The sequence below is a fragment of the Clostridia bacterium genome (assembly GCA_014360065.1).
Lineage (GTDB): Bacteria > Bacillota > DSM-521 > Neomoorellales > JACIYF01 > JACIYF01.
In genome coordinates this window covers 1-20507 of record JACIYF010000047.1, presented here as the reverse complement: position 1 = coordinate 20507, position 20507 = coordinate 1, and the positions used below count along the sequence as shown (strand labels likewise).

The following is a 20507-nucleotide window of genomic DNA, read 5'->3' as shown; positions in this document are numbered from 1 at the left end:
CGTCACCGTAGCCTTTCACTTCCTATTTTTCCCCTTAACCATAGGCCTGGCCCTGCTGGTAGCCATAATGGAGACCAAATACGTCCGAAGCGGGGATGCCAATTACCAAAAGATGGCTAGGTTTTGGGGGAAGCTGTTCATCATCAATTTCGTCCTGGGAGTAGTTACCGGCATAACCATGGAATTTCAGTTTGGGACCAATTGGTCCGAGTACTCCAAGTTCATGGGCGACATCTTTGGATCCCCACTAGCGGTTGAGGCGATGATGGCCTTCTTCTTGGAGTCCACATTCTTAGGCATCTGGGCTTTCGGCTGGAACAAGCTCTCCAAGAAAGCCCACGCTTTTGCCATCTGGATGGTGGCTATTGGCACTCACCTTTCTGCCATCTGGATTATCGTCGCCAACGGTTGGATGCAGAACCCGGTGGGCTATGTTCTCCGCAACGGGCGGGCCGAGATGGTGGATTTCCTCGCCGTCTTATCCAATAGCTACGCCTGGTATACTTACTTCCACACTATCCTTTCCTGCTACGTTTTGGCTGGCTTCTTCGTCCTTGGGGTCAGCGCCTATCATCTTTTACGGCGCCAGCACTTGGAATTTTTCCGCCCTAGCCTCCGCATGGCCCTGGTATTGGCCTTGGTGGGAACCATTGGCGTGGCTTTAACCGGAGACCTAAACGCCAAAAACGTAGCTCATGTACAACCGGCCAAGTTTGCCGCCCTGGAGTCCATCTGGGAAACCAAGTCCCGGGTACCTTTCTACCTCTTCTCCATTCCTGATGCCGCTAACCAGCAAAATAGCGTGCAAGCCTTAGGAATCCCCGGGTTGACCAGCTGGCTGGCCACCTATGACGCCAACGCCGAAATCACCGGCCTAAAGGACGTGGCTCCCCAGGACCGTCCGCCCGTAGCTCCAGTCTTCTATAGCTTCCGCTTCATGGTGCTGCTGGGCATATATTTCCTGGCGGTAATCCTTTGGGGTTGGTACCTGGATCGCAAGGGCCGCCTCCTCGATGCCCGGAGGTACCTGAAGCTTCTGCTCTACTCCATCCCCCTCCCCTATGCCGCCATCACCTTGGGCTGGATGGTGGCAGAAATCGGCCGGCAGCCCTGGGCAGTTTACGGGCTGATGCGCACCGCCCACGCGGTTTCGCCGGTGCCACCCCTACACGTGTTGCTTTCGCTTATTGCGGTGACGGTGATCTACACCGCCTTGATCGTGGCTGATTATTACCTCTTGGCCAAATACGCCAAACAAGGGCCGGAGCCAGTGCCGTTGGGGACCCAAAAACCGGAGGCTGGAGTCGGCTTGCCGCCGGGCACAGGGGTCAGCTTGGGATCGGGCCTTAGCAGCGAAGGCTAGAAAGGAAGGAGGTAGATCCGCATGTCGCACGAGTGGCTAATTATCATCTGGTTTGCTGTTTGGGGGCTGTTGTGGGCGGTATACTTTGCTCTGGACGGATATGATCTGGGGGCCGGCATCCTTTGCCCTTGGCTGCCCAAGAATCAGGAAGAAAGGCACCAGCTGGTGGCCTCCTTGGGGCCATTCTGGGATGGCAATGAGGTCTGGCTGATTACTGCTGGAGGCGCTACCTTTGCCGCCTTTCCCACCACCTATGCCATCATGTTTAGCTCGCTGTATGCGCCCTTGATGATTATCCTCTTGGGATTGGTTTTCCGGGCTGTAGCCATCGAATTCTACAACAAATCGCAAGGGACTAGCTGGCAGAGATTCTGGGCCGGAGCTTTGTCACTATCGAGCTTGATCGTGGCTCTGCTTTTGGGGGTAGCTTTTGGGAACATCTTTCAAGGCCTTCCCATTGACCAGAATGGCTACCAGGGAACCTTGCTGACCCTGCTGAATCCCTTTGGCCTTTTAACCGGCGTGCTTTTGGTCCTGGCTTTCCTTTTTAACGGCAGCGCTTGGTTGGCAGTTAAAACCGAAGGGGAGCTGGCGGAGAGGGCTCGCAGCCTAGCAGAAAAGATCTGGCCCTGGCTTCTAGTAGCTGCCGTACTATTCCTGTTCTACGGCGCCTTCGGCACCAACCTTTTTGCCAACTACCTCGCCCAGCCCGTGTGGTTTTTGGTGCCGCTTCTGGCCGCTGTGGCCGTAATCGCGGCTAGGCTGTATCTTGCCCGCCAGCAGGCCGCCCTGGCCTTGATATCCGGATCCCTGGCCGTGCTTTTCACCGTCTTTGTGGGCATCATCGGCATTTTCCCGGCCATGCTCCCATCCCACGTTGATCCCCGTTATAGCATCACCGCCTTCAACGCCGCTTCCAGCCCCTATACCTTGACCATCATGCTCATCGTGGTGCTGATCTTCTTGCCCGTAGTCCTGGCTTACCAGTACTGGCTCTACCGGGTTTTCTCCGCCAAGGTTACCAAGGAAGATATAGAATCCTACTGAGCCTGCTGCTATAAGTTTCAATCTCCCCCACAGCACCGCCGGCCCCCGGGCCGGCGGTTCTTTGTCTTTTGGAAACTCGCAGCCCCACAGAAAGCAGTGAATCTGGCTGTGATATCGCGATTATGGAGCATCTTTTACCTCAAGGGAGTATTCGGCACCTCCGATCCCAGCATTGGATGAGCTTGTACAAAAACCTTCCACCAATAACTCTCTCCGTTTTCCTGAGACTGATCCTCGATGCCCCCTGGCCAGGGTAAAGACTATATACTGAAGCAGTTCCTTCAGAAAATCACGCAGGCGACTATCCCAAAAAGCGGTGAAGAACTATACCACGCTCCTATCCCATATTTCCACTTACAGGTGATTTTTGACATTTGCGAAAATCTGTGCTACCGATCAATAATAATTAAGTACTCCTACGGGAGGTATAGAAATTGGCCAGAAGCAAAAGAATCGGTGGTGTTCTAATAGGCACTATCATGTTGATGGCTTCGCTTACGTTTCTGGTTCCAGCAGTCAGAACCGCCCAAGCAGGTGACAATACGGTGCGTTTAAAACCCGCACCCGGAAGCGAAGACATATTAATCTCAGTAACCAGAACGGTTTTTCCAAATGGCGACAAAATTTCTATCCGTGGAGTGTTTGCCTCTGCTACTTTGGGTAAAACTTATTCCATCCACGTGGATCCTGCCAACAACACATATACTGTAAGGGAAGAAAAGTGTACACTTCACCCACCGCTGGATACTGTGCGCCAATCATCCACTATCGCCACCGATTATCCAATTTCGGGCGAAGGACGGCTTACTGTCATCGCGACAACTGATGATCCCTTGGGCTATGATCTTTGTCAAACCAGCCACTATTTGTCCTACGATTACAATCCTTCCAGGGTTTACTTCCGCGAACGTTGGGGGAATTACTGGGCCGCTGACCGGAGGAAATAGTTGTCCGATGAAAATTGTAATCACCGGCGGCACCGGGCTTCTGGGCCGCCCTTTATGCAAACTGCTCAAGCGGGCTGGCCATGAACCGGTGGTGGTTTCGCGCAATGCTGCCTCTGCAAGATCGAAGTTGGGGCCCGGAGTGGAAGTAGTTCAGTGGCAGCCGGGACAGGAACGCCTCCCCGTACAGGCTCTGGACGGCGTGGATGCGGTGATTAACCTGGCAGGCGAGAACATAGGTGCAGGGCGCTGGACCGCTACCCGCAAGGCAGCCATCCTCTCCAGCCGGGTAGAAACTACCAGAGGGCTGGTAGAGGCGTTTCGCGGCTTTTCAACCCGTCCCGGGATACTAATCAGCGGCTCCGCCATCGGCTACTATGGACCCCATGGTGACGAGGAACTGACGGAAACTGCCCCGCCCGGCACTGACTTCCTGGCGAGGGTCTGCCAGGCCTGGGAAGAGGAAGCTTATAAAGCCAACGAACTGGGGATACGGGTGGTGACTTTACGTACCGGGATAGTTTTGGCCCGGGAGGGAGGAAGCCTGCCGCGCATGGCTCTTCCTTTCCGCTGGTACTTGGGAGGACCGCTGGGTAGCGGCAAGCAGTGGCTTTCCTGGGTTCACCGTGACGATGCCTTAGAGATTATTCGTTTTGCCCTGGAACAACCCACCTTGGAAGGGCCTATAAACGTAACTGCGCCCCGCCCGGCACGCCAAATGGAGTTCGCCGCCGCCCTGAGCCAAGTCATGAAGCGGCCCTCCTGGCTGCGTATACCGGCTATAATTCTTAAGGCGGGACTAGGAGAAATGGCCGACATGCTGCTCACCGGCCAGCGTGTAATTCCGGCCCGCCTCGTTGCGGCGGGGTATCGGTTCCGCTATGCTAATTTAGTAGACGCTCTAAGGGACTTACTTGTCCGGTAAACAGTTGGCACCCCTCCACCTACTTAACTTCCCTGAAAGCCACCTCCAGTGCCTCTCCACCGGTTCTGGCCTTGGGGAAGGGCACGAACGTCACCCTGCCACGGGTAAATCCACACGGCTTCTTCGAGCACCTGCCCGTCGTCGCCGTTTGCCGCCTTTGTAGCATAGCCGCTGTTGCGTCCGCGTGCAGTGGGCGGCAGATGCTGCCGCTGGCGCCAGGTCCCGCCCCCTTTTCGGTATTGCTCCACTTGGAACACGGACCCACCCACTTGCAGTGAGGGCTTTATCACAGCTTCCTGGTGGTACTCCAGTTTAGTCGCTAGGAACCACCAGGCGGGTTGGAGCATAAACTACTGTTAGACGTGGCTAAATTAGCCCCGGCTAAATGCTAATCACCCCCACGCTCGCCGAGGGAGGCTGTAGTCGCTGATGCCCAAGCAGAAAAACAATCACATACCCACCAAAAAACCGCCAGGGGCCGGTTTTACCCTGGCGGATCTGAGCCCTGGGCAACAGGCCATGGTGGTGCAGGTCAATGACCCCGGACCGGCCGGGCGGAGGCTGTTGGACCTGGGGTTGGTGCCCGGCACCCGGGTAGCCAGCCTGCGCCGCAGCCCCCTGGGCGACCCCACCGCCTATGCCATCCGGGGAGCGGTTATTGCCCTGAGGCGGGATACGGCGCGCCAAATTGCCATCTGGCCCCTGGGACCATAGCCGGCTTCGATCTTGCCGGCAGATGAGTACCTCCCGTCTAGCCGCACAACGGCCACGACTCCCTGCCGAGTGGACCCTTGCTAGTGGCACGCGGATTCTTGAGTCACGGTAGGCATAGGTATGCGTTGTTGGTATGGTCGGCTATGAGGTTGAGTTCTGGGCGAAGCCCGGGATGTCCGCCACTTAACGCTGGCTGTGATGAAACTCGTTGCCAGGGTATAATTCGGTGCGGGTTCTTCTGAAATGTAAGGTTGAGTGCCGGGCACAAAGATTCTGGAGCGAAAGGCCGGCCTCCAAGTTGAAAGCCACCTGTTTGCGAGGGAGGAGCTAAGGGTGAGACCAACCTTGAGGATCGAACTGGGAAAACGCCAGCACCGGTCCGGCCGGACCGTGGTAGCATTGGCCGGTAACCCCAATACCGGCAAGAGTACCCTTTTCAATGCCTTGACCGGTCTCAAGCAGCGCACCGGCAACTGGCCCGGGAAAACCGTGGCCCTAGCCCAAGGTGAATACCAATGGGAAGGGGAAACCTACCTCCTGGTAGATTTGCCCGGCACCTATTCCCTCTTGGCCAATTCCCCGGAAGAGCGGATAGCCCGCGACTTCATCTGTTTTCACCATCCCCAGGTGACAGTGGTGGTTAACGACGCCACTTGTCTGGAGCGCAACCTCAACCTCACCCTCCAGGTCCTGGAAATCACCTCCCGAGTGGTGGTAGCGGTTAACTTGGTGGACGAAGCCCAGCGCCGGGGCCTGGCCATCGACACCGCTGGGATGGCTCGGGAGCTGGGCGTCCCGGCGGTGGCCACCGTCGCCCGCAGCCGGGAGGGGATTTCCCAGCTCAAGGCCCTGGTGCAGGCCGTGGCTAAAGGGAAGATACATCCCCAGCCCCGCCTGGTCCGCTACGGGGCCAGCCTGGAAAAGAAGCTGGCGATGCTGACTGCCGAGCTGGGCGAGCTAGCCGAAAGGGGCTTCAACCCGCGGTTTGTGGCCCTTCGCCTCTTGGAAGGTGATAGCGACTTCCTAGCCAGCTGGGAAGCGCATCTGGGCTTCCCCCTGCTCCTCCCCCAGCTGCCAAGCTCAGCCGGCGGCAGCAACTGGGGAACCAGGGGGCTACCCCTGCCCGGACCGGCCTAGGGTAAAGGTGGAGTTGAGTGCTGAGGGAGCCGGCCACGGACATGGACGTCCGATTGGCCGGGAAGCCCGCCGAAGGGCGAGGGGGAGCCATACGGATCGTCGGCGAGGCCATCCGGAGCCGGTACCAGTAGCCTGGCATGGGAATGTTTCGGAAGCATCAGGGAGGAAGACAGGAGGGGTAGGGTGTGGAAAGGGCGGAGTTGCGGGCCCAGATCGTAGGCGCCATCTATCGGGAGGCAGAGGCCATCGCGGCCAAGGTGGTCCATCCCCTGGCTGCTCCCGCCGGGAAAGGGGACGGTCCGAGTCAAGGGTCCGGCCTCAAGCGGGCCCAAACCGCCGACCTGCTCTTTACTTCCCGCTGGACCGCTTTCCCGCTCATGGCCTTGCTTTTGGCTTTGGTGCTATGGATAACCATAGTGGGGGCCAATTACCCTTCTCAACTGCTAGCCACCGCTCTGTTCTGGGTCCAGGACCAGTTAGCCGCCTTGGCGGCAAGCTGGCAATTCCCGTGGTGGTTAAAGGGGGTTCTGGTAGATGGCATTTACCGGACCGTAGCTTGGGTGGTTTCGGTGATGTTGCCGCCTATGGCTATCTTCTTTCCTTGCTTCGCCCTGCTGGAAGATTGGGGCCTTCTGCCCCGAATCGCTTTCAATTTGGACCGGATCTTCAAGGCGTGTGGCACCTGCGGCAAGCAGGCCCTGACCATGAGCATGGGGCTGGGCTGCAATGCCGCCGGAGTAGTCTCCTGCCGGATCATTGACTCCCCCCGGGAGCGGCTTATCGCTATGCTCACCAATAGCTTCATTCCCTGTAATGGCCGCTTTCCCACCTTGATCGCCTTGTCGGCCACCTTCTTTGCTGGTAGCCCCGGCTGGCACCAAACCCTACTGCCCACCCTGGCGGCTACCGGCATGATCCTGGTAGGGGTGGGGGCAACCCTGGGGGTATCCTGGCTCCTATCCAAGACCCTGCTCAGGGGCCTGCCTTCATACTTCATCTTGGAGCTGCCACCCTACCGGCGCCCGCAAATCCTTCGCACCATCGTCCGGTCCATGCTGGATCGTACCTGGTTTGTGCTGGCCCGGGCGGTAATGGTGGCCGCACCCGCCGGGGCGGTCATCTGGCTTTTGGCCAACTTCCCGGCCAGCTCTCCCAGCCTCTTGTCCTCTTGGGCCGGGTACCTGGATCCCCTGGGGAGGGCCTTGGGCCTGGATGGTTTTATCATCATGGCCTTCATCCTGGGCCTTCCCGCCAACGAGATTGTCCTGCCCTTAGCCTTGATGGGATATCTGGCCGGCACCAGCATGATGGAGTACTCGGGCCTCACTGAACTGCATACAGTTTTAGTGGAGCATGGGTGGACCTGGATAACCGCCCTCTGCACCATGTTGTTTTCCGTCCTGCATTACCCTTGCGCCACTACTTTGCTCACCATCAAGAAGGAGAGCGGGAGCACCAGGTGGACATTGGTAGGAGGGTTGGTACCGTTGGCAACGGCTATGGCGGTAACTTTGGTGGTTAACCAGATTTTATAGCGGTGAGCCAAGGGGACTAAGGACCATGGGCAGGAAGGATCCCTCCAAGTTTTATACCGTCCGCGGCTACGCCCTCAGGGACCAAGCCCAAAACCAGCTTACTCACTCCATGGAGGACTACCTGGAGATGATCTATCGCCTGACTACCCAAGGCAGCGCCCCCCATATCCAAGATTTAGCCCAAGCCCTAAACGTAAAGCCCCCGTCCGCCACCAGGATGGTCCAGCGCTTGGCCCTGGCCGGGCTGGTAGAATATAGACCCTACCGGCCCATTGCCCTAACTGAGCAAGGATCCAAAATCGGCTCCGAGCTCCTTCGGCGCCACAACACCATCAGCAGCTTCCTTAAACTCCTGGGCGTAACGGAGAACTTGCAGGAGGATACCGAGCGGTTGGAGCACAACCTAAGCTCCCAGACGGTGGCCGCCATCCGCCAGTTAGTGGAATTTTTTTGCCAGTCTAACTCGGCCGCCCAGTCCTTGGCCGCCTTCTTAGCCCGAAAGCGCACCCCCGAATCTGACCCATAGGCTGGCGCCGCCCCGAGCAGCTGGCACCGCCCTTCAAGCAAAGGGCGACAGCCAGGGTCAAGCGGATTGGGCGGGGCTTATTTTTTTAGCTAGGACCCGGCCTTAGGCTGAGGGATGGGCCAGAAGGCGTTTTAGGCGAAAAGCCAGACTGGTATAACGGTGACGCACGGAAGTATTGCGAACGGCGATAGCCAAAGCCTTGCGCGAGCCCACCAGGATCACCCGCTTACGGGCTCGAGTAACCCCAGTATAGATTAAGTTACGGGCCAGCATGACGTAATGCTGGGTGACCACCGGCATGACCACCACTCCATACTCCGAGCCTTGGCCCTTATGGACGGTAATGGCATAAGCTAAGGCCAAAGCGTCCAGCTCCGAGCGAGTATATTCCACTTCATCTGGAGCGCCCGGGCTAGAGAAATGCACCACCAAGACCGGCTCGCCTTTACCCGCCGATTTGCCAGCCTCTTCCTCGCTGCCCCCAGCCCCCGATAGGTTAGTTGCTCGAGCCTTGGCCCTGCTTGTGTCAGCCCGCCTTACCGCAATTACCGTACCCACGTCCCCGTTAAATACTTTCTTTTGATAATCATTGCTAAGCTGGATAACCTTGTCCCCCACCCGGAATACCGTCTCCATATCCCGTCTCAGTTCAGACTTGGACTTTGAGGGAGGATTGAATTCCTCCTGAAATAGTCGGTTTAAGGCTTCGCTCCCCAGCGGCCCTTTCTTCATCGGGCTTAGGACTTGAAACTCCTCCAAGTCCCCGTACTGGCGCAAATGCTCCCGGGCCAAGTGTCGGATTAGGGAGCGGATCTCCTGGGGGTCCTCCGCCACCAAGAAATGAAAGTCCTTGCCGGTGGCCAACCGGGTGCTGCCCTGGTTGATCCGGTGGGCGTTGACCACAATCTGCGATTCCGCCGCCTGCCGGAAAATCTGGGTCAAGGTTACCGTTGGAATCCCTGCCTGCAACAAGTCGTGCAGTACCCTCCCTGGTCCCACCGAAGGCAGCTGATCGGTGTCCCCCACCAAAAGCAGCCGCGTCCCCGGGGTTAAGGCTTGCAGCAACTGGTAGAAAAGGAGTATATCCACCATGGAGAATTCGTCGACGATGACCAGATCCGCTTTGATGGGCTCGGGGGGGCCGCCCTCGGGGGTCAGGGCCAGCAGGCGGTGGATGGTGCTGGCCGGACAACCGGTAACTTCGGCCATGCGCCGGGAAGCGCGACCGGTGGGCGCGGCCAGGGCCACCTTGGCCTGGTGGCCCTGGCCGCGCTTCAGCTCCCGGTATACCTCTATTGCCGCCCGGGTGGTCTGGGTTTTACCGGTGCCAGGCCCACCGGTGAGGATAAGGATCCCCCGCTCGACCAATTGGACTACCGCTTGGCGTTGCTCCGGCGCCAGTTTTAGTCCAGTCCGCTTCTCATACGCGGAAAGGAGCATCTCCACCCGCTGAGGGTTAAAGCTTTCCGCCCCGGCTTTAGCCGCCTCTAGGAGCTCCTTTACCTTGGCAGCCGCCTTTTCTTCCCACTGCCGGTAGCTAGGGAGGAATATGCCTTTGGCGTAAGTGCCCTCCTCGCCGGTCGCCTCCACCTGCTCCTCAATCACCTTGCCAGTGCGGAGCAGGGCTCCCAGGGCATCATCCACCAGTTGTGCGGTCACGCCCGGGGTATCCAGGAGGCTGAGGGTGCGGCTAATGATCTCCGACCGGGGCAAGTAGCAATGCCCCTCCTGGCTCGCTGCTTCCTCCAATACATGGCTGATGGCCGCCCGCACTCGGTAAGGGGAATCTTCGGCGATGCCCATATGCCGGGCAATGGCATCGGCCCGCACAAACCCGATCATTTTAACTTCCGTGAGTATGTAGGGATTTTCGCGGATGCGGTCCAGGGTAGCGCTGCCAAAATGGCGGTAGATGCGCACCGCCATCTTGGCGCTAACCCCGTAAGGGTACAGGAAGGAAACCACCTGCTGGAAGGCTTGGGTCTCGGCCACGGCCCGGCCAATAACTTCTGCCTTGGCCCGGGAAATACCCCTTACCCGGGCCAGGCTCTCCGGGTTCTTCAAAGCCACTTCCAAGGCTTGATCACCAAAACAATCGCAAATACGCTTGGCCAGCGCCGGCCCCACCCCGCTTATTAAGCCCGAAGCTAGGTAATCTTCGATAGCTTGCCGGCCGGTGGGGAGAGGGCGCTCATAGCGGTCCACCACGAACTGCTCGCCGTATTTAGGGTGCTTCTTAAAACTTCCCCAGAGCTTCAGTTCGTCCCCAGGGTTAACCTGATAAAAATTGCCGGTGATCTTAATGGAAGAGCCGGCAAGGTCAAGTTCCTTAAGCGTAGAGGACTCATCGGTGACCCGAAATCGAGCCACCATCCAGTCGTCGCTCTGAAAAGTTATTGAAGTTATATGCCCCCGTAAGGCCAAAGCTTCCGCCTTGTTGGCCTCTAGCTGGTCTTTGGCCTTGGCCATCGGGCCCACCCCCACTTGCTTTCCGAGCTCCTAAAGCACCCTTACCTGCCCGTCTCGTCCTTGCTTGCTACCTGCCTGGATGCTACAAGAGCCCCCGCCTAGTCGGCAACTGCTGTTTTTCGCCACTCCGCTTCTCGCCTACCCTTCTACCCACCCAGGTAGGCGCGGCGCACCTCGGGGCTGCGCACCAGGTCTTCGGTCTTACCCTCCAGCACCACTCGCCCCGTCTCCAATACGTAAGCCCGTTGGGCTACCGAAAGGGCCATGCGAGCATTTTGCTCTACCAATAAGATAGTGGTTCCGGCCTGGTTGATTTCCCTTATTATAGCAAAGATTTCCTGGACTAGCACCGGAGCCAACCCCATAGAAGGTTCATCTAGGAGAAGCAAGCGAGGTTTGGCCATTAAAGCCCGGCCAATGGCTAGCATCTGCTGCTCCCCGCCGCTTAAAGTTCCCGCCCTCTGTTTGGCCCGCTCCTTGAGCCGCGGGAAACGGCCAAAGACCAACTCCATCCTTTCCCGGATAACCCGGCCATCCTTCTCTAGGTAAGCGCCCAGCTCCAGATTCTCCTTCACGGTGAGGTTGGCAAATATTCTCCGGCCCTCAGGAACATGGGATATGCCCCGCTTGACGATCTCGGTGGCAGGAAGCTGGTTTATATTTTCCCCTTCGAACTGGATCTGCCCGGCTTTGGGCCGGTTGAGACCAGAGATGCTGCGCAGGGTGGTACTTTTCCCCGCTCCGTTGGCACCAATCAGGGTGACGATTTCCCCAGAATAGACCTTTAGGGAGATCCCCTTCAACGCCTGGATGGCCCCATAGTATACGTCAATGTTATCAATTTGCAGCATGGGGCCATTGCCCATTTTCCTCCTCCTCCCCTAGATAGGCTTGAATAACCCTAGGATCAGTCCGCACTTCCTCCGGCGTACCTACCGCAATCCGGCGCCCGTAATCCAGTACGTAAATGCGCTGGCAGACTCCCATTACCAGCGACATATCGTGCTCAATTAGAAGGATGGTCAAGTTAAACTCATCTCGCAGCCAACGAATGAGCTTGACCAGTTCCTGGGTCTCCTGGGGGTTCATCCCCGCCGCCGGCTCGTCCAACAAGAGCAGCTTGGGTCGGCAAGCAAGAGCCCGAGCTATTTCCAGCCGACGCTGCTGCCCATAGGGCAGGTTCTTGGCTAGCTCATCCTTTTTGGAAATTAAGCCAAATATGGAAAGTAGCTCCTCGCTCTTCTCCGCGATTTCTTTTTCCTTCCGGCTCCAGGTTGGAAGCCGGAGGATAGAAGTTGCCACCCCGTAGCGAGAATGCCAGTGCATGCCGATCTTGACATTGTTAAGCACCGTCATCTCGGAAAACAGGCGGATATTCTGGAAGGTGCGAGCGATACCTAGGGCAGTTATTTGGTGAGGTGCCAGTCCAATCAAGTTACGGCCATAAAACTTTATTTCCCCGCTAGTAGGCCGGTAAAGTCCGGTTATCAAGTTAAAGACAGTAGTCTTGCCTGCCCCGTTGGGTCCGATCAGCCCTACCAGCTCCCCTTCTTCCACGCTCAGGTCCAGCTTCTCCAGGGCTGCCAAGCCTCCGAAGTACTTACACACTTGTCTTAACTCCAGCACGCTCACCGGCTTTCCCCCTTTTGGTGCCAGCGTGGCCGGCCTAGCATCTGGTCGAAGGTGAATTCCTTGGTCCCCATCAGTCCTTGAGGTCGAAAGACCATGATGATTACCAGCAGGGCCGCGTAGATGACCATGCGCATCTCGGCCAGGTTTTGAAGGGCCATGTTGAGCCCGGTCACTCCCAGGGCGGCCACCACCGCGCCGCTGGTGCTGCCAAGGCCGCCAAAGACCACCATCACCAGGGCATCAAAGGAACGCATGAAGCTAAAGATCCCGGGCTGGATAACATAGAAATAATGGGCATAGAGACCGCCGGCCAGCCCTGCCAGCATGGCCCCGATGGTAAAAGCCAGCACCTTGTAGTAGGTGGTATTTACCCCCACCGCTTCCGCCGCCAATTCGTTGTCGCGCACCGCCATGCAGGCCCGCCCGTGATCAGAGTTGATGAAATTGATAACCACCAGGCAGCTGATGACCACTGCCCAAAACATCCAGCTCCAATTGGTTAGGTGGGGTATATCCCGCATCCCGGCCGCCGCTCCTACGTACTCGATGTTCTGCAAAGCTCCGCGGATGATTTCCCCCATACCCAGGGTGGCAATAGCCAGGTAGTCACCCCTGAGCCTTAAGGTCGGGATGCCAATGATGAGTCCGACAATGCCGGCCGCCACCGCCCCGGCAATTAAGGCGACAATGAAGGGCTGGTCCAGCTTAGCGGTGCAGATGGCAGCCACGTAGGCACCCACCGCCATAAAGCCAGCGTGACCCAGGTTGAGCTGCCCGGTAAAGCCCACGATTAGATTCAGGCTGACCGCCATGATGATGTTGATCCCGGCGATCATCAGGTTGACCTGCTGCAAGCGGGTGATTACCCCTGCCTCAGTGCCAAAATAGCCAAGTAGGTAGAGGATCACCAGCCCGGCGGCAATAATCAAGGTCTTTTTTGTCAGCTTCATGCCTTTTCACCTACATCTCTGCCCATCAACCCTGTGGGCCGAACCAAAAGAACCAGGATTAACAGCAAAAACACCACCGGGTCCCGCCATTGGCTGCTGCCGTAAGCCGCCACCAGCGCTTCCACGATTCCCAAAAGGAAGCCCCCGGCCATGGCTCCCGGGATGACACCGATGCCACCTATTACCGCAGCCACAAAGGCTTTTAAGCCGGGCATGATCCCCATCAGCGGGTGGCAGGTTTGGTAATAAAGACCCAATAGCACTCCTGCCACCCCGGCTAGGGCCGAGCCCAAAGCGAAGGTAAAAGAAATGGTATTGTCCACGCTGATCCCCATCAGCATAGCCGCTTCCCGGTCATAAGAGACCGCCCGCATAGCCTTGCCAATGCGAGTATAGTGGACCACGTACTGTAAAAGCACCATCATCAGGATGGTGGTTATTAAGATCAAGAGCTGCTGATAGGTCACGGTCAGGCCGCCAAAGAGGCTAATGGCGTCCCGGGGGATGATCTGCGGGAAGGCCCGGTAGTCAGTTTTCAGCACTCGAAGGCCCAAATTCTCCAAGAATAAGGAGACGCCGATGGCAGTAATCAGCACTGCCAATCGGGGGGAGTTGCGAAGGGGTTTATAAGCAATGCGCTCGATTACCACCCCCAGCACCGTGCAGGCCGCCATGGCTAAAACCAAGGCCGGAATAAAGCTCCAACCCAACACGGCTACGGCAAAAAAGCCCACGTAGGCTCCCACCATAATGATATCCCCGTGAGCAAAGTTGATAAGCTGAATGATGCCGTAAACCATGGTATAGCCCAAAGCTATAACCGCATAAATGCTGCCTAGGGATAGGCCGTTGATTAATTGTTGTAGAAAGTCCACTGCCGTCACTTCCGCATCTGGTTTGGCGGTACTGGAAGCGGGGGCCTATTTCCTTGGCCCCCGCTTTTCCGCCGCCCGACTGAGGCGGCTAGGCTACTCGGTGTACATCACTTTCTTGACCAAGCTTTGCTTGCCGTCCTTCAACTCGATGATGCTGATTTCTTTCATCGGGTTGTGCTTATCATCAAAGGTAAGCTTACCGGTGACCCCTTCGAAATCCTTGATTTGAGCCAAGGCATCCTTAATGGCTACCGGGTCATCAGAATTGGCCTTTTCGATGGCTGCCTTGAGCAGGTACGCGGCATCGTATCCTAAGGCCGCAAAGGCATCGGGCTCGCTGCCGTACTTAGCCTTGTAGGCCTTGATGAACTCTTGGACCTTGGAGCTAGGGTCTGCTGAGGAATAATGGTTAGTAAAGTAGGTGTGGTTTAGAGCTTGAGCCCCGGCAATCTTTACTAGGTCCGGCGAATCCCAGCCATCGGCTCCCAGCATGGGCACATCGATCTTGAGTTCCCGGGCCTGGCTGACGATCTTGCCTACTTGGTTGTAATAAGCGGGAATATAGATGAGCTCAGCTCCATTTTGTTTAAATTTAGTTAAGGTGGGCCGGAAGTCCTCATCGGTGCTGGAGAAACCCTCTTCAGCCACGATTTGCCCGCCTAATTTCGTGAATTCGTCCTTAAAGTTCTGGTACAGCCCTTTGGAATAATCGTTACCGGTGTCGTAGTAAATGGCCGCCTTCTTGACCTTCAAATCATTGTAGGCAAACCGGGCTCCCATGATGGCCTGCGGGGGATCGATGAAGCAGACCCGAAAAACGAAATCGCGGACCTTGCCGTTGTCATCTACCGTCACGCTGGGCGCAGTGGCAGCAGTAGTTATGAGTGGGATTTTGTTCTCGGTGGCTACCGGAGCCGCCCCCAGGGTGCAGCCGGTGGTGGCCGGCCCCAACAAGGCCTTTACCTTCTCTTCGGTAGCCAGCTTGGTGGCCACGTTAGTGGATTCATCCTGCTTGGAAGCATTATCTAAAACCTTAGGTTCAAGCTGCTTGTTCAAAACCCCACCCGACTTGTTGATCTCCTCTATAGCCAGAAGAATTCCATCCCGACAGTGGCTACCATATGTAGCCGCGTTACCAGTCAGCTCAAAATTGATCCCTACTTTAATGGTATTGCTGGCTTGTCCACCGCCCTCTTGTTTTTGCCCGCAACCAGCTACTGCTGATACCAAAAACACCAGCGCCAATGCCAGACTGGCTAGCCTAAGACCCCTATATCCCTGACCTTTGCCCACAAAACCTACCTCCTCCTCCTAAACCTTTGCTCTCCAACCACGACATTGAGCCTGTGTCAAGCCTGTCGCCCTCGCATGTCGTGCAGTCACCCGTGCTTGCCGATGGATCCGTACTTCTTACCCGCCTCTTCAGCCTCAGCTACCACTAACCCCCCTGGGACCGTCACCTCCTAGCCTTGGGTTTAGTAAGTCGTGAATTGCCTACAAGTCAAAGACAAAGGTCAATAATAAAAATATAAAACATATCCTATCTGACATCAATAAACAAGTGGGCTTATGTGCAAGCAGTGCTGAAGCATGAATAAAAAATACCACATCAATCCAACGATTGGGGGCATAAAGAAGAAAATTTCGTTGCAAATGGGGGTGGACAGTGCACAGGGCGATATGTAATAATAGGGTGGGATAAAATGAAGAGAGGATGGCGATATCCTTGCATTCATGGAACCCACCCTTTTGGATTGGGGATCGTCTTTTTACAAGAGAGGATTTGGCGCTGATTGAAGAAACTGTCCGGCAGTTCAAAAACGGCTTAAGTCGCCGGGAGTTGTTCGCCACAATTTGCGAAAACCTGCCCTGGAAAGCACCGAACGGCAAACTGAAAATAGAGGCCTGCCGTTTATTCTTGGAACAGCTCGAGGCTTCAGGTTTAATTGAGCTGCCCCCCAAAAGGAGACCGCCCCAAAGAAGTATTCAGGAGGTGGCGCCTTTACCCTGCATCCCCAGGGAAGGTCCGTTGAAACAGTATCTTCCGGTGACAGTTGATCCGGTCCCGCTTCAAGAACAACCCCTTTGGAACGCAACGATGGCGGCTTACCATCCGCTCGGTTACCGCCAGCCCTTTGGTGCCCATCAGCGCTACTGGATTCAGAGCCGGGCCGAAGGAAAGGTCCAGATCCTGGGCGCCCTGTTATTCGCCGCGGCGGCCAGAAAGGTGGCCGTTAGAGAAGCCTGGATCGGGTGGACGGCGCTGGAACGCAACCGGTTCCGTTACCGCATCGTCAACAACAGCCGTTTTCTCATTCTGCCGGGGGTGCAAATCCCGCACCTGGCCAGCCACGCTCTGGCGCTGGTCGCCCGGCGCATCCGGGCGGACTGGCAAAAACGGTACGGGTACGCCCCGGTGCTTTTCGAGACCTTTGTCACCCCGCCGCACCGGGGGACCTGCTACCGGGCGGCCAACTGGCAGTACATCGGCGAAACAGCCGGCCTGGGCAGAGAGCCCCGGAAGCGAAAAAGTCGTCCGATGATCAGGATGATGTTTGTTTACCTCTTGGTCCGGGAATGGCGGGCGGAGCTTTGCGCCCCGACGCCGGTGGCGGGGGATGATTATGCGTAATCCGGAGGCAATCAATCCGGCTACCTTACCCAACCGCAAAAGCCCCTGGAAGACGGTAGAGGAAGAACAAGCGGCCCGCCAATCAGCCGCCGAGGCCCAGCTGAATGCCTGGCGAGCGATCTTACCTGGCCTTTTGGAAAAGTTCGCCCGCTTAAAGGACCCCCGCCGGCCCGGAAGTATAAGGCACAAACTTACCGTGCTCATGGTTTTTGGTCTGCTTTTGTTTGTCTTTCAATATAGTTCCCGGCGCGAAGCCAACCGGGAACTCAGCCACCCAGGTGTTTTAGAAACGCTGCGGTCCGTCTTTCCCGAAGTGGACAGTACTCCTCATCTGGACACCCTGGCCCGGCTCTTAGAGAAGATCCCGGCCGAGCAAATCGAAAATATTTTGAGGATTACCGTCCGTAAACTATTGCGCAATAAGAAATTACAAGCGCTTTTGGTCGAGAAACGTTATGTGGTCGCCATTGATGGCACCCAAAAGTTCACCCGGACCGTTCCCTTCGCCCCGGAGGCACTCCACCGCAAGAGCGAAAACTATGTTTACCTCCTGGAGGCCGTTCTCGTTGGTCCGCAAGGAATCGTCATTCCGCTGCTGGCTGAATTCTGTGAAAACGACCAAGATCGGGATAAGCAAGACTGCGAATTAAAAGCCTTTCGTCGTTTGGCCGCCCGCCTGAAGGAACTGATGGGCAAACTCCCGCTTCTGATCGTGGCCGACGGTCTTTACCCCAACGGCCCGGTGATGCAGATTTGCCGGCAGAACAACTGGGACTTTATGATCGTCCTGCCTTCAAACTGCCTTAAATCGGTCTGGGAGGACGCTTTCGGAATCCACAAACTGGAACCGGAGCAAACCCGGACTCATCAGTGGGGCGACCGGACCCAGAACTTCTGGTGGGCTAACGGCATTGTTTACGTTTGGCGGGATGCCGAAAACCAGCATCACCGCCTGGTGCTCCACGTGGTGGTTTGTAACGAGGCCTGGGAAGAAAACGGATTAACCTGTCAGGCCACCTGGGCGTGGGTGTCGGGCACCCCGGTTACCCGGAAAAACGTAATCAACCGCTGCAACCGGGCTGCCCGTCACCGCTGGGGCATTGAGGAGAATTTCCTGATTGAAAAACGTCACGGATACAACTATGAACATCCATTTTCATATGACTGGAACGCCTTAAAAGGGTGGCATGCCCTGATGCGGCTGGCCCATCTGATCAACATTCTTACCTTGCATACCGTGGCCTTATGGGAAACAGTGCAGACATTGGGCATGCGCGGCACTCTGCGGTTTTTATGGCAGACATTCACGGGCAACTGGCTCGACATTTCCAGGTTAAGCAGGCTCCGCGATAAACCGGCGCAGCTTCGCCTGGTGATTTAGTCACGCGAATTGCCTGCCAAACTAAAAAATACTCCAGGCGAGGGGCACCTCGCCTAATCCTGCTTGGACCAATTCTGCCCAGGTAATTCCATAAATATCCAGGTCATTGCCAGATTTACAGTAAAAAACATATCTTTGCCTGCGGACGATGCTGCCGGGCGTCGAAAAAGGACTCAAAGAACTTTATAAAATATTTGGTGCGTCAGCACTGATGTGCAAGGAAATGCTTGGTTAATACCTCACCCGCAAGTCGCCTTGCCGGCGGGTAAACTTGATTTGATCTAGGTACTCTAAGAGGGGAAGGACGTACTTACGGGTACTGCCCAGCAGGTCGCGGGCTTCAGCCAAAGTGATATGGCCATGCTCTTCGAGAAATGCAGCAATTCTGGCTTTGGCTGCCTCCAATGCTTGCCGGCTAAAGTAGATATCCTCTCCCACCCGCACCAGCTCCCCCTGCCGCAGCAGGTAATGCAATACCTCGGAAGCCGCTTCCGGCTCCAGGCTTTGCTGACGGGCCACCTCTTCCCAGGCGGGCGGGGTGAAGCCCCCCTGCCGATAGGCTTCCCTTGCCCCGGCCAAGGCGGGCTGGAAGCGAGCCGGCGGCTCCAGATTAAAATCAGCCGAGCGCACTTCCTGGGCCAGAACCTTAATCCTGCCTTCTGCTTCCCAATTAGCAAGCAAAAGGTTGAAGGTACGGGCAGAGAGGTTGGCTACTATCTTCCCCAGGCGTGAGCGCAACTCCTCCTTGGGCAAGCCGGATCTGAGTGGCCATTGCCGGTGATAAGCCAAAAGCGCCTCTTCGGCCGCCTTGCCTAAGCGCTGGTAGGTAGAAGCAGTCATAAACCAAGCGTCAGCGCCTTGAGGCCGTCCCGATATCACTTGGCCCTGTTCTTCCAGTTCTTCAAGGATAGGCGCTACCATCCCCGGGTCCAACCCCGCCTTTTTGGCTATGCTGTGGATGTCTGGGGCTTCTGGTTCCAAAGTCTTTAAGGTCTCGAGCACTAGATCCTGAGGCCGGCCAGCTCGCAAGATTTCCAGAGCTTTGACCACCTCTTCTCGGCGCCGGTAGCGGCGGGCGGACGGATCCAATACGGTCCCGCCGCCAATGGTATGAATGGGGGAGTAGGAGCGGATCACGAAGCGATCCCCGCGGCGGGCGCATACCGGCTCCTCCGCATGCACCTGCACCAAAGCCGACTCCCCTGGCACCAGCTCCTCCCGGTCTAAAAGCAGGACGCGAGCCAGAATCTCGCTGGTTCCCAAATGAAATCGCACCCTAGCGCCGTGGACCAAAGGGCGGTGGGTGGAGGCCAGCAGGTAGAGATCGGCCCCCAGCCTGAGGCTGGGCTTTAAGCTTTCCGGCTCAGCCAGTACTTGGCCGCGCTTTACTTCGTTCACCTGAACCCCCGCCAAGTTTACCGCCACCCGCTGGCCAGCGTAAGCGGTCTCCACCGGCTCCCCGTGTACTTGCAGGGAGCGGATACGAACGCTCTTCCCCGCCGGATAAATGCATATGGTTTCCCCCACCTTCAGGGAACCGGACCATAAGGTTCCGGTGACTACCGTCCCAAACCCAGCAATGGTGAATACCCGGTCGATGGGCAACCGGGCCGGCCCAACTGACTCACGAGCGGGAGTATCGGCCACCAGGGTATCCAGGGTAGCCAAAAGCCGTTCCAGCCCCTCTCCGGTAACCGCGGAGACCGGAACCATGGGGGCTCCTTCCAACACCGACCCCTTGACCGCTTGGCGCACATCCTCTTCGACCAGGGCTAGCCACTCCTCATCCACCAGGTCGATCTTGGTGATGGCGACGAGACCCCGTTTGACCTGAAGCAGGTTCAAGATGTCCAGGTGTTCCCGGGTTTGCGGCATCACCCCTTCATCGGCAGCCACCACCATTAGCACCAGATCGATGCCGGCCACTCCGGCCAGCATATGCCGGATAAAGCGCTCGTGGCCGGGCACATCCACCAAACCGACCCGCCGGCCACTGGGAAGCACCAAGGGGGCGAAGCCGAGCTCAATGGAGATGCCGCGCTCCTTCTCTTCCTTAAGCCGGTCGGTATCCACTCCCGTAAGAGCGCGTACCAGCACCGTTTTTCCATGATCCACATGGCCAGCGGTGCCGACAATTATGTATTGTTCCTGGCTACTGGTCACCGCTTGCACCCGCCTTCTCGGCCTTGCTTAAATTCGACTCGAGGCGATAAAGCCTGGATGGTTCGCCAGGCTTCCGCCACCGCCCGGGCTACTTCCGGCAGCTCATGGTCGGCCAGAGTCCGGGCATCGAGAATCAGGGCCCGGTCCTGAATGCGGCCAATCACCGGCGGCTGGCGCCGCCGTAAGGCTTGAGCCATCTTTTCGGCATCGCCAG

Annotated in this window: 18 protein-coding genes; 10 read left to right on the top strand and 8 right to left on the bottom strand. The window is 57.0% G+C overall.

The window, feature by feature from the left end:
- From H5U02_08470 to H5U02_08435, 8 genes are all read left to right on the top strand, one after another.
- The coding region (locus tag H5U02_08470) for a cytochrome ubiquinol oxidase subunit I (protein MBC7342467.1) at positions 1-1363 on the top strand (1363 nt) is incomplete at its 5' end.
- A gap of 21 nt (positions 1364-1384) precedes the next feature.
- Positions 1385-2410, top strand: a complete 1026-nt coding sequence (cydB, locus tag H5U02_08465) for a cytochrome d ubiquinol oxidase subunit II (protein MBC7342466.1) — start codon at positions 1385-1387, stop codon at positions 2408-2410.
- Positions 2411-2844: 434 nt separating this feature from the next.
- On the top strand, positions 2845-3357 hold the full coding sequence (locus H5U02_08460; GenBank protein MBC7342465.1) for a hypothetical protein: 513 nt from the start codon (positions 2845-2847) through the stop codon (positions 3355-3357).
- A gap of 7 nt (positions 3358-3364) precedes the next feature.
- Positions 3365-4279 (top strand): TIGR01777 family protein, encoded by a 915-nt coding sequence (locus H5U02_08455; GenBank protein ID MBC7342464.1) that lies wholly within the window; start codon positions 3365-3367, stop codon positions 4277-4279.
- Positions 4280-4708: 429 nt separating this feature from the next.
- The gene (locus H5U02_08450) at positions 4709-4993 is read left to right on the top strand and encodes a ferrous iron transport protein A (protein ID MBC7342463.1); all 285 of its coding nucleotides are present in this window, start codon (positions 4709-4711) and stop codon (positions 4991-4993) included.
- Between the two features lie 357 nt (positions 4994-5350).
- Complete coding sequence (locus tag H5U02_08445; GenBank protein ID MBC7342462.1) at positions 5351-6130, top strand: 50S ribosome-binding GTPase; 780 nt, start codon at positions 5351-5353, stop codon at positions 6128-6130.
- Positions 6131-6507: 377 nt separating this feature from the next.
- Positions 6508-7665, top strand: a complete 1158-nt coding sequence (locus H5U02_08440; GenBank protein MBC7342461.1) for a ferrous iron transporter B — start codon at positions 6508-6510, stop codon at positions 7663-7665.
- A 25-nt stretch (positions 7666-7690) separates the two neighbouring features.
- Positions 7691-8191, top strand: coding sequence for a MarR family transcriptional regulator (locus tag H5U02_08435; GenBank protein MBC7342460.1), 501 nt, complete (start codon positions 7691-7693; stop codon positions 8189-8191).
- Positions 8192-8293: 102 nt separating this feature from the next.
- On the opposite strand, the gene H5U02_08430 is transcribed toward H5U02_08435, so the two are convergent.
- The 6 genes from H5U02_08430 to H5U02_08405 form a co-directional block, all read right to left on the bottom strand.
- Positions 8294-8827 carry an ATP-binding domain-containing protein gene (locus tag H5U02_08430; GenBank protein MBC7342459.1) on the bottom strand — a complete coding sequence of 178 codons (534 nt, stop codon included), beginning with the start codon at positions 8825-8827 and terminating at the stop codon, positions 8294-8296.
- Positions 8828-10806: 1979 nt separating this feature from the next.
- Complete coding sequence (locus tag H5U02_08425; protein ID MBC7342458.1) at positions 10807-11511, bottom strand: ABC transporter ATP-binding protein; 705 nt, start codon at positions 11509-11511, stop codon at positions 10807-10809.
- Positions 11498-12292: an ABC transporter ATP-binding protein gene (locus H5U02_08420; protein MBC7342457.1), complete on the bottom strand. Its 795-nt coding sequence runs from the start codon at positions 12290-12292 to the stop codon at positions 11498-11500. The genes H5U02_08425 and H5U02_08420 overlap by 14 nt, the downstream gene beginning before the upstream one ends.
- A complete protein-coding gene (locus H5U02_08415; protein ID MBC7342456.1) occupies positions 12289-13242 on the bottom strand; it encodes a branched-chain amino acid ABC transporter permease in 954 nt (317 codons plus the stop codon). The genes H5U02_08420 and H5U02_08415 overlap by 4 nt, the downstream gene beginning before the upstream one ends.
- Positions 13239-14117 carry a branched-chain amino acid ABC transporter permease gene (locus tag H5U02_08410; protein ID MBC7342455.1) on the bottom strand — a complete coding sequence of 293 codons (879 nt, stop codon included), beginning with the start codon at positions 14115-14117 and terminating at the stop codon, positions 13239-13241. Before H5U02_08410 ends, H5U02_08415 begins: the two co-directional genes overlap by 4 nt.
- A gap of 93 nt (positions 14118-14210) precedes the next feature.
- Complete coding sequence (locus H5U02_08405) at positions 14211-15410, bottom strand: ABC transporter substrate-binding protein (GenBank protein ID MBC7342454.1); 1200 nt, start codon at positions 15408-15410, stop codon at positions 14211-14213.
- A gap of 433 nt (positions 15411-15843) precedes the next feature.
- On the opposite strand from H5U02_08405, the gene H5U02_08400 reads away from it, so the two are divergent.
- Together H5U02_08400 and H5U02_08395 are read left to right on the top strand one after the other, a co-directional pair.
- Positions 15844-16749, top strand: coding sequence for a DUF4338 domain-containing protein (locus H5U02_08400; GenBank protein ID MBC7342453.1), 906 nt, complete (start codon positions 15844-15846; stop codon positions 16747-16749).
- The gene (locus H5U02_08395) at positions 16736-18130 is read left to right on the top strand and encodes a transposase family protein (protein MBC7342452.1); all 1395 of its coding nucleotides are present in this window, start codon (positions 16736-16738) and stop codon (positions 18128-18130) included. Before H5U02_08400 ends, H5U02_08395 begins: the two co-directional genes overlap by 14 nt.
- 231 nt (positions 18131-18361) lie before the next feature.
- Here the strand turns inward: H5U02_08395 and selB are convergent, their stop codons facing one another.
- Together selB and H5U02_08385 are read right to left on the bottom strand one after the other, a co-directional pair.
- Complete coding sequence (gene selB, locus H5U02_08390) at positions 18362-20293, bottom strand: selenocysteine-specific translation elongation factor (protein ID MBC7342451.1); 1932 nt, start codon at positions 20291-20293, stop codon at positions 18362-18364.
- A partial coding sequence (locus H5U02_08385) for a hypothetical protein (protein ID MBC7342450.1) occupies positions 20290-20507 on the bottom strand: 218 nt, incomplete at its 5' end. The genes H5U02_08385 and selB, both read right to left, overlap by 4 nt.

Coding starts and splice junctions, on each gene's coding strand:
- cydB (MBC7342466.1), top strand. CDS start 1,385: ATGTCGCACGAGTGGCTAATTATCATCTGGTTTGCTGTTTGGGGGCTG.
- H5U02_08455 (MBC7342464.1), top strand. CDS start 3,365: ATGAAAATTGTAATCACCGGCGGCACCGGGCTTCTGGGCCGCCCTTTA.
- H5U02_08450 (MBC7342463.1), top strand. CDS start 4,709: ATGCCCAAGCAGAAAAACAATCACATACCCACCAAAAAACCGCCAGGG.
- H5U02_08440 (MBC7342461.1), top strand. CDS start 6,508: ATGGCCTTGCTTTTGGCTTTGGTGCTATGGATAACCATAGTGGGGGCC.
- H5U02_08435 (MBC7342460.1), top strand. CDS start 7,691: ATGGGCAGGAAGGATCCCTCCAAGTTTTATACCGTCCGCGGCTACGCC.
- H5U02_08430 (MBC7342459.1), bottom strand. CDS start 8,827: ATGGAGACGGTATTCCGGGTGGGGGACAAGGTTATCCAGCTTAGCAAT.
- H5U02_08425 (MBC7342458.1), bottom strand. CDS start 11,511: ATGCTGCAAATTGATAACATTGACGTATACTATGGGGCCATCCAGGCG.
- H5U02_08415 (MBC7342456.1), bottom strand. CDS start 13,242: ATGAAGCTGACAAAAAAGACCTTGATTATTGCCGCCGGGCTGGTGATC.
- H5U02_08395 (MBC7342452.1), top strand. CDS start 16,736: ATGATTATGCGTAATCCGGAGGCAATCAATCCGGCTACCTTACCCAAC.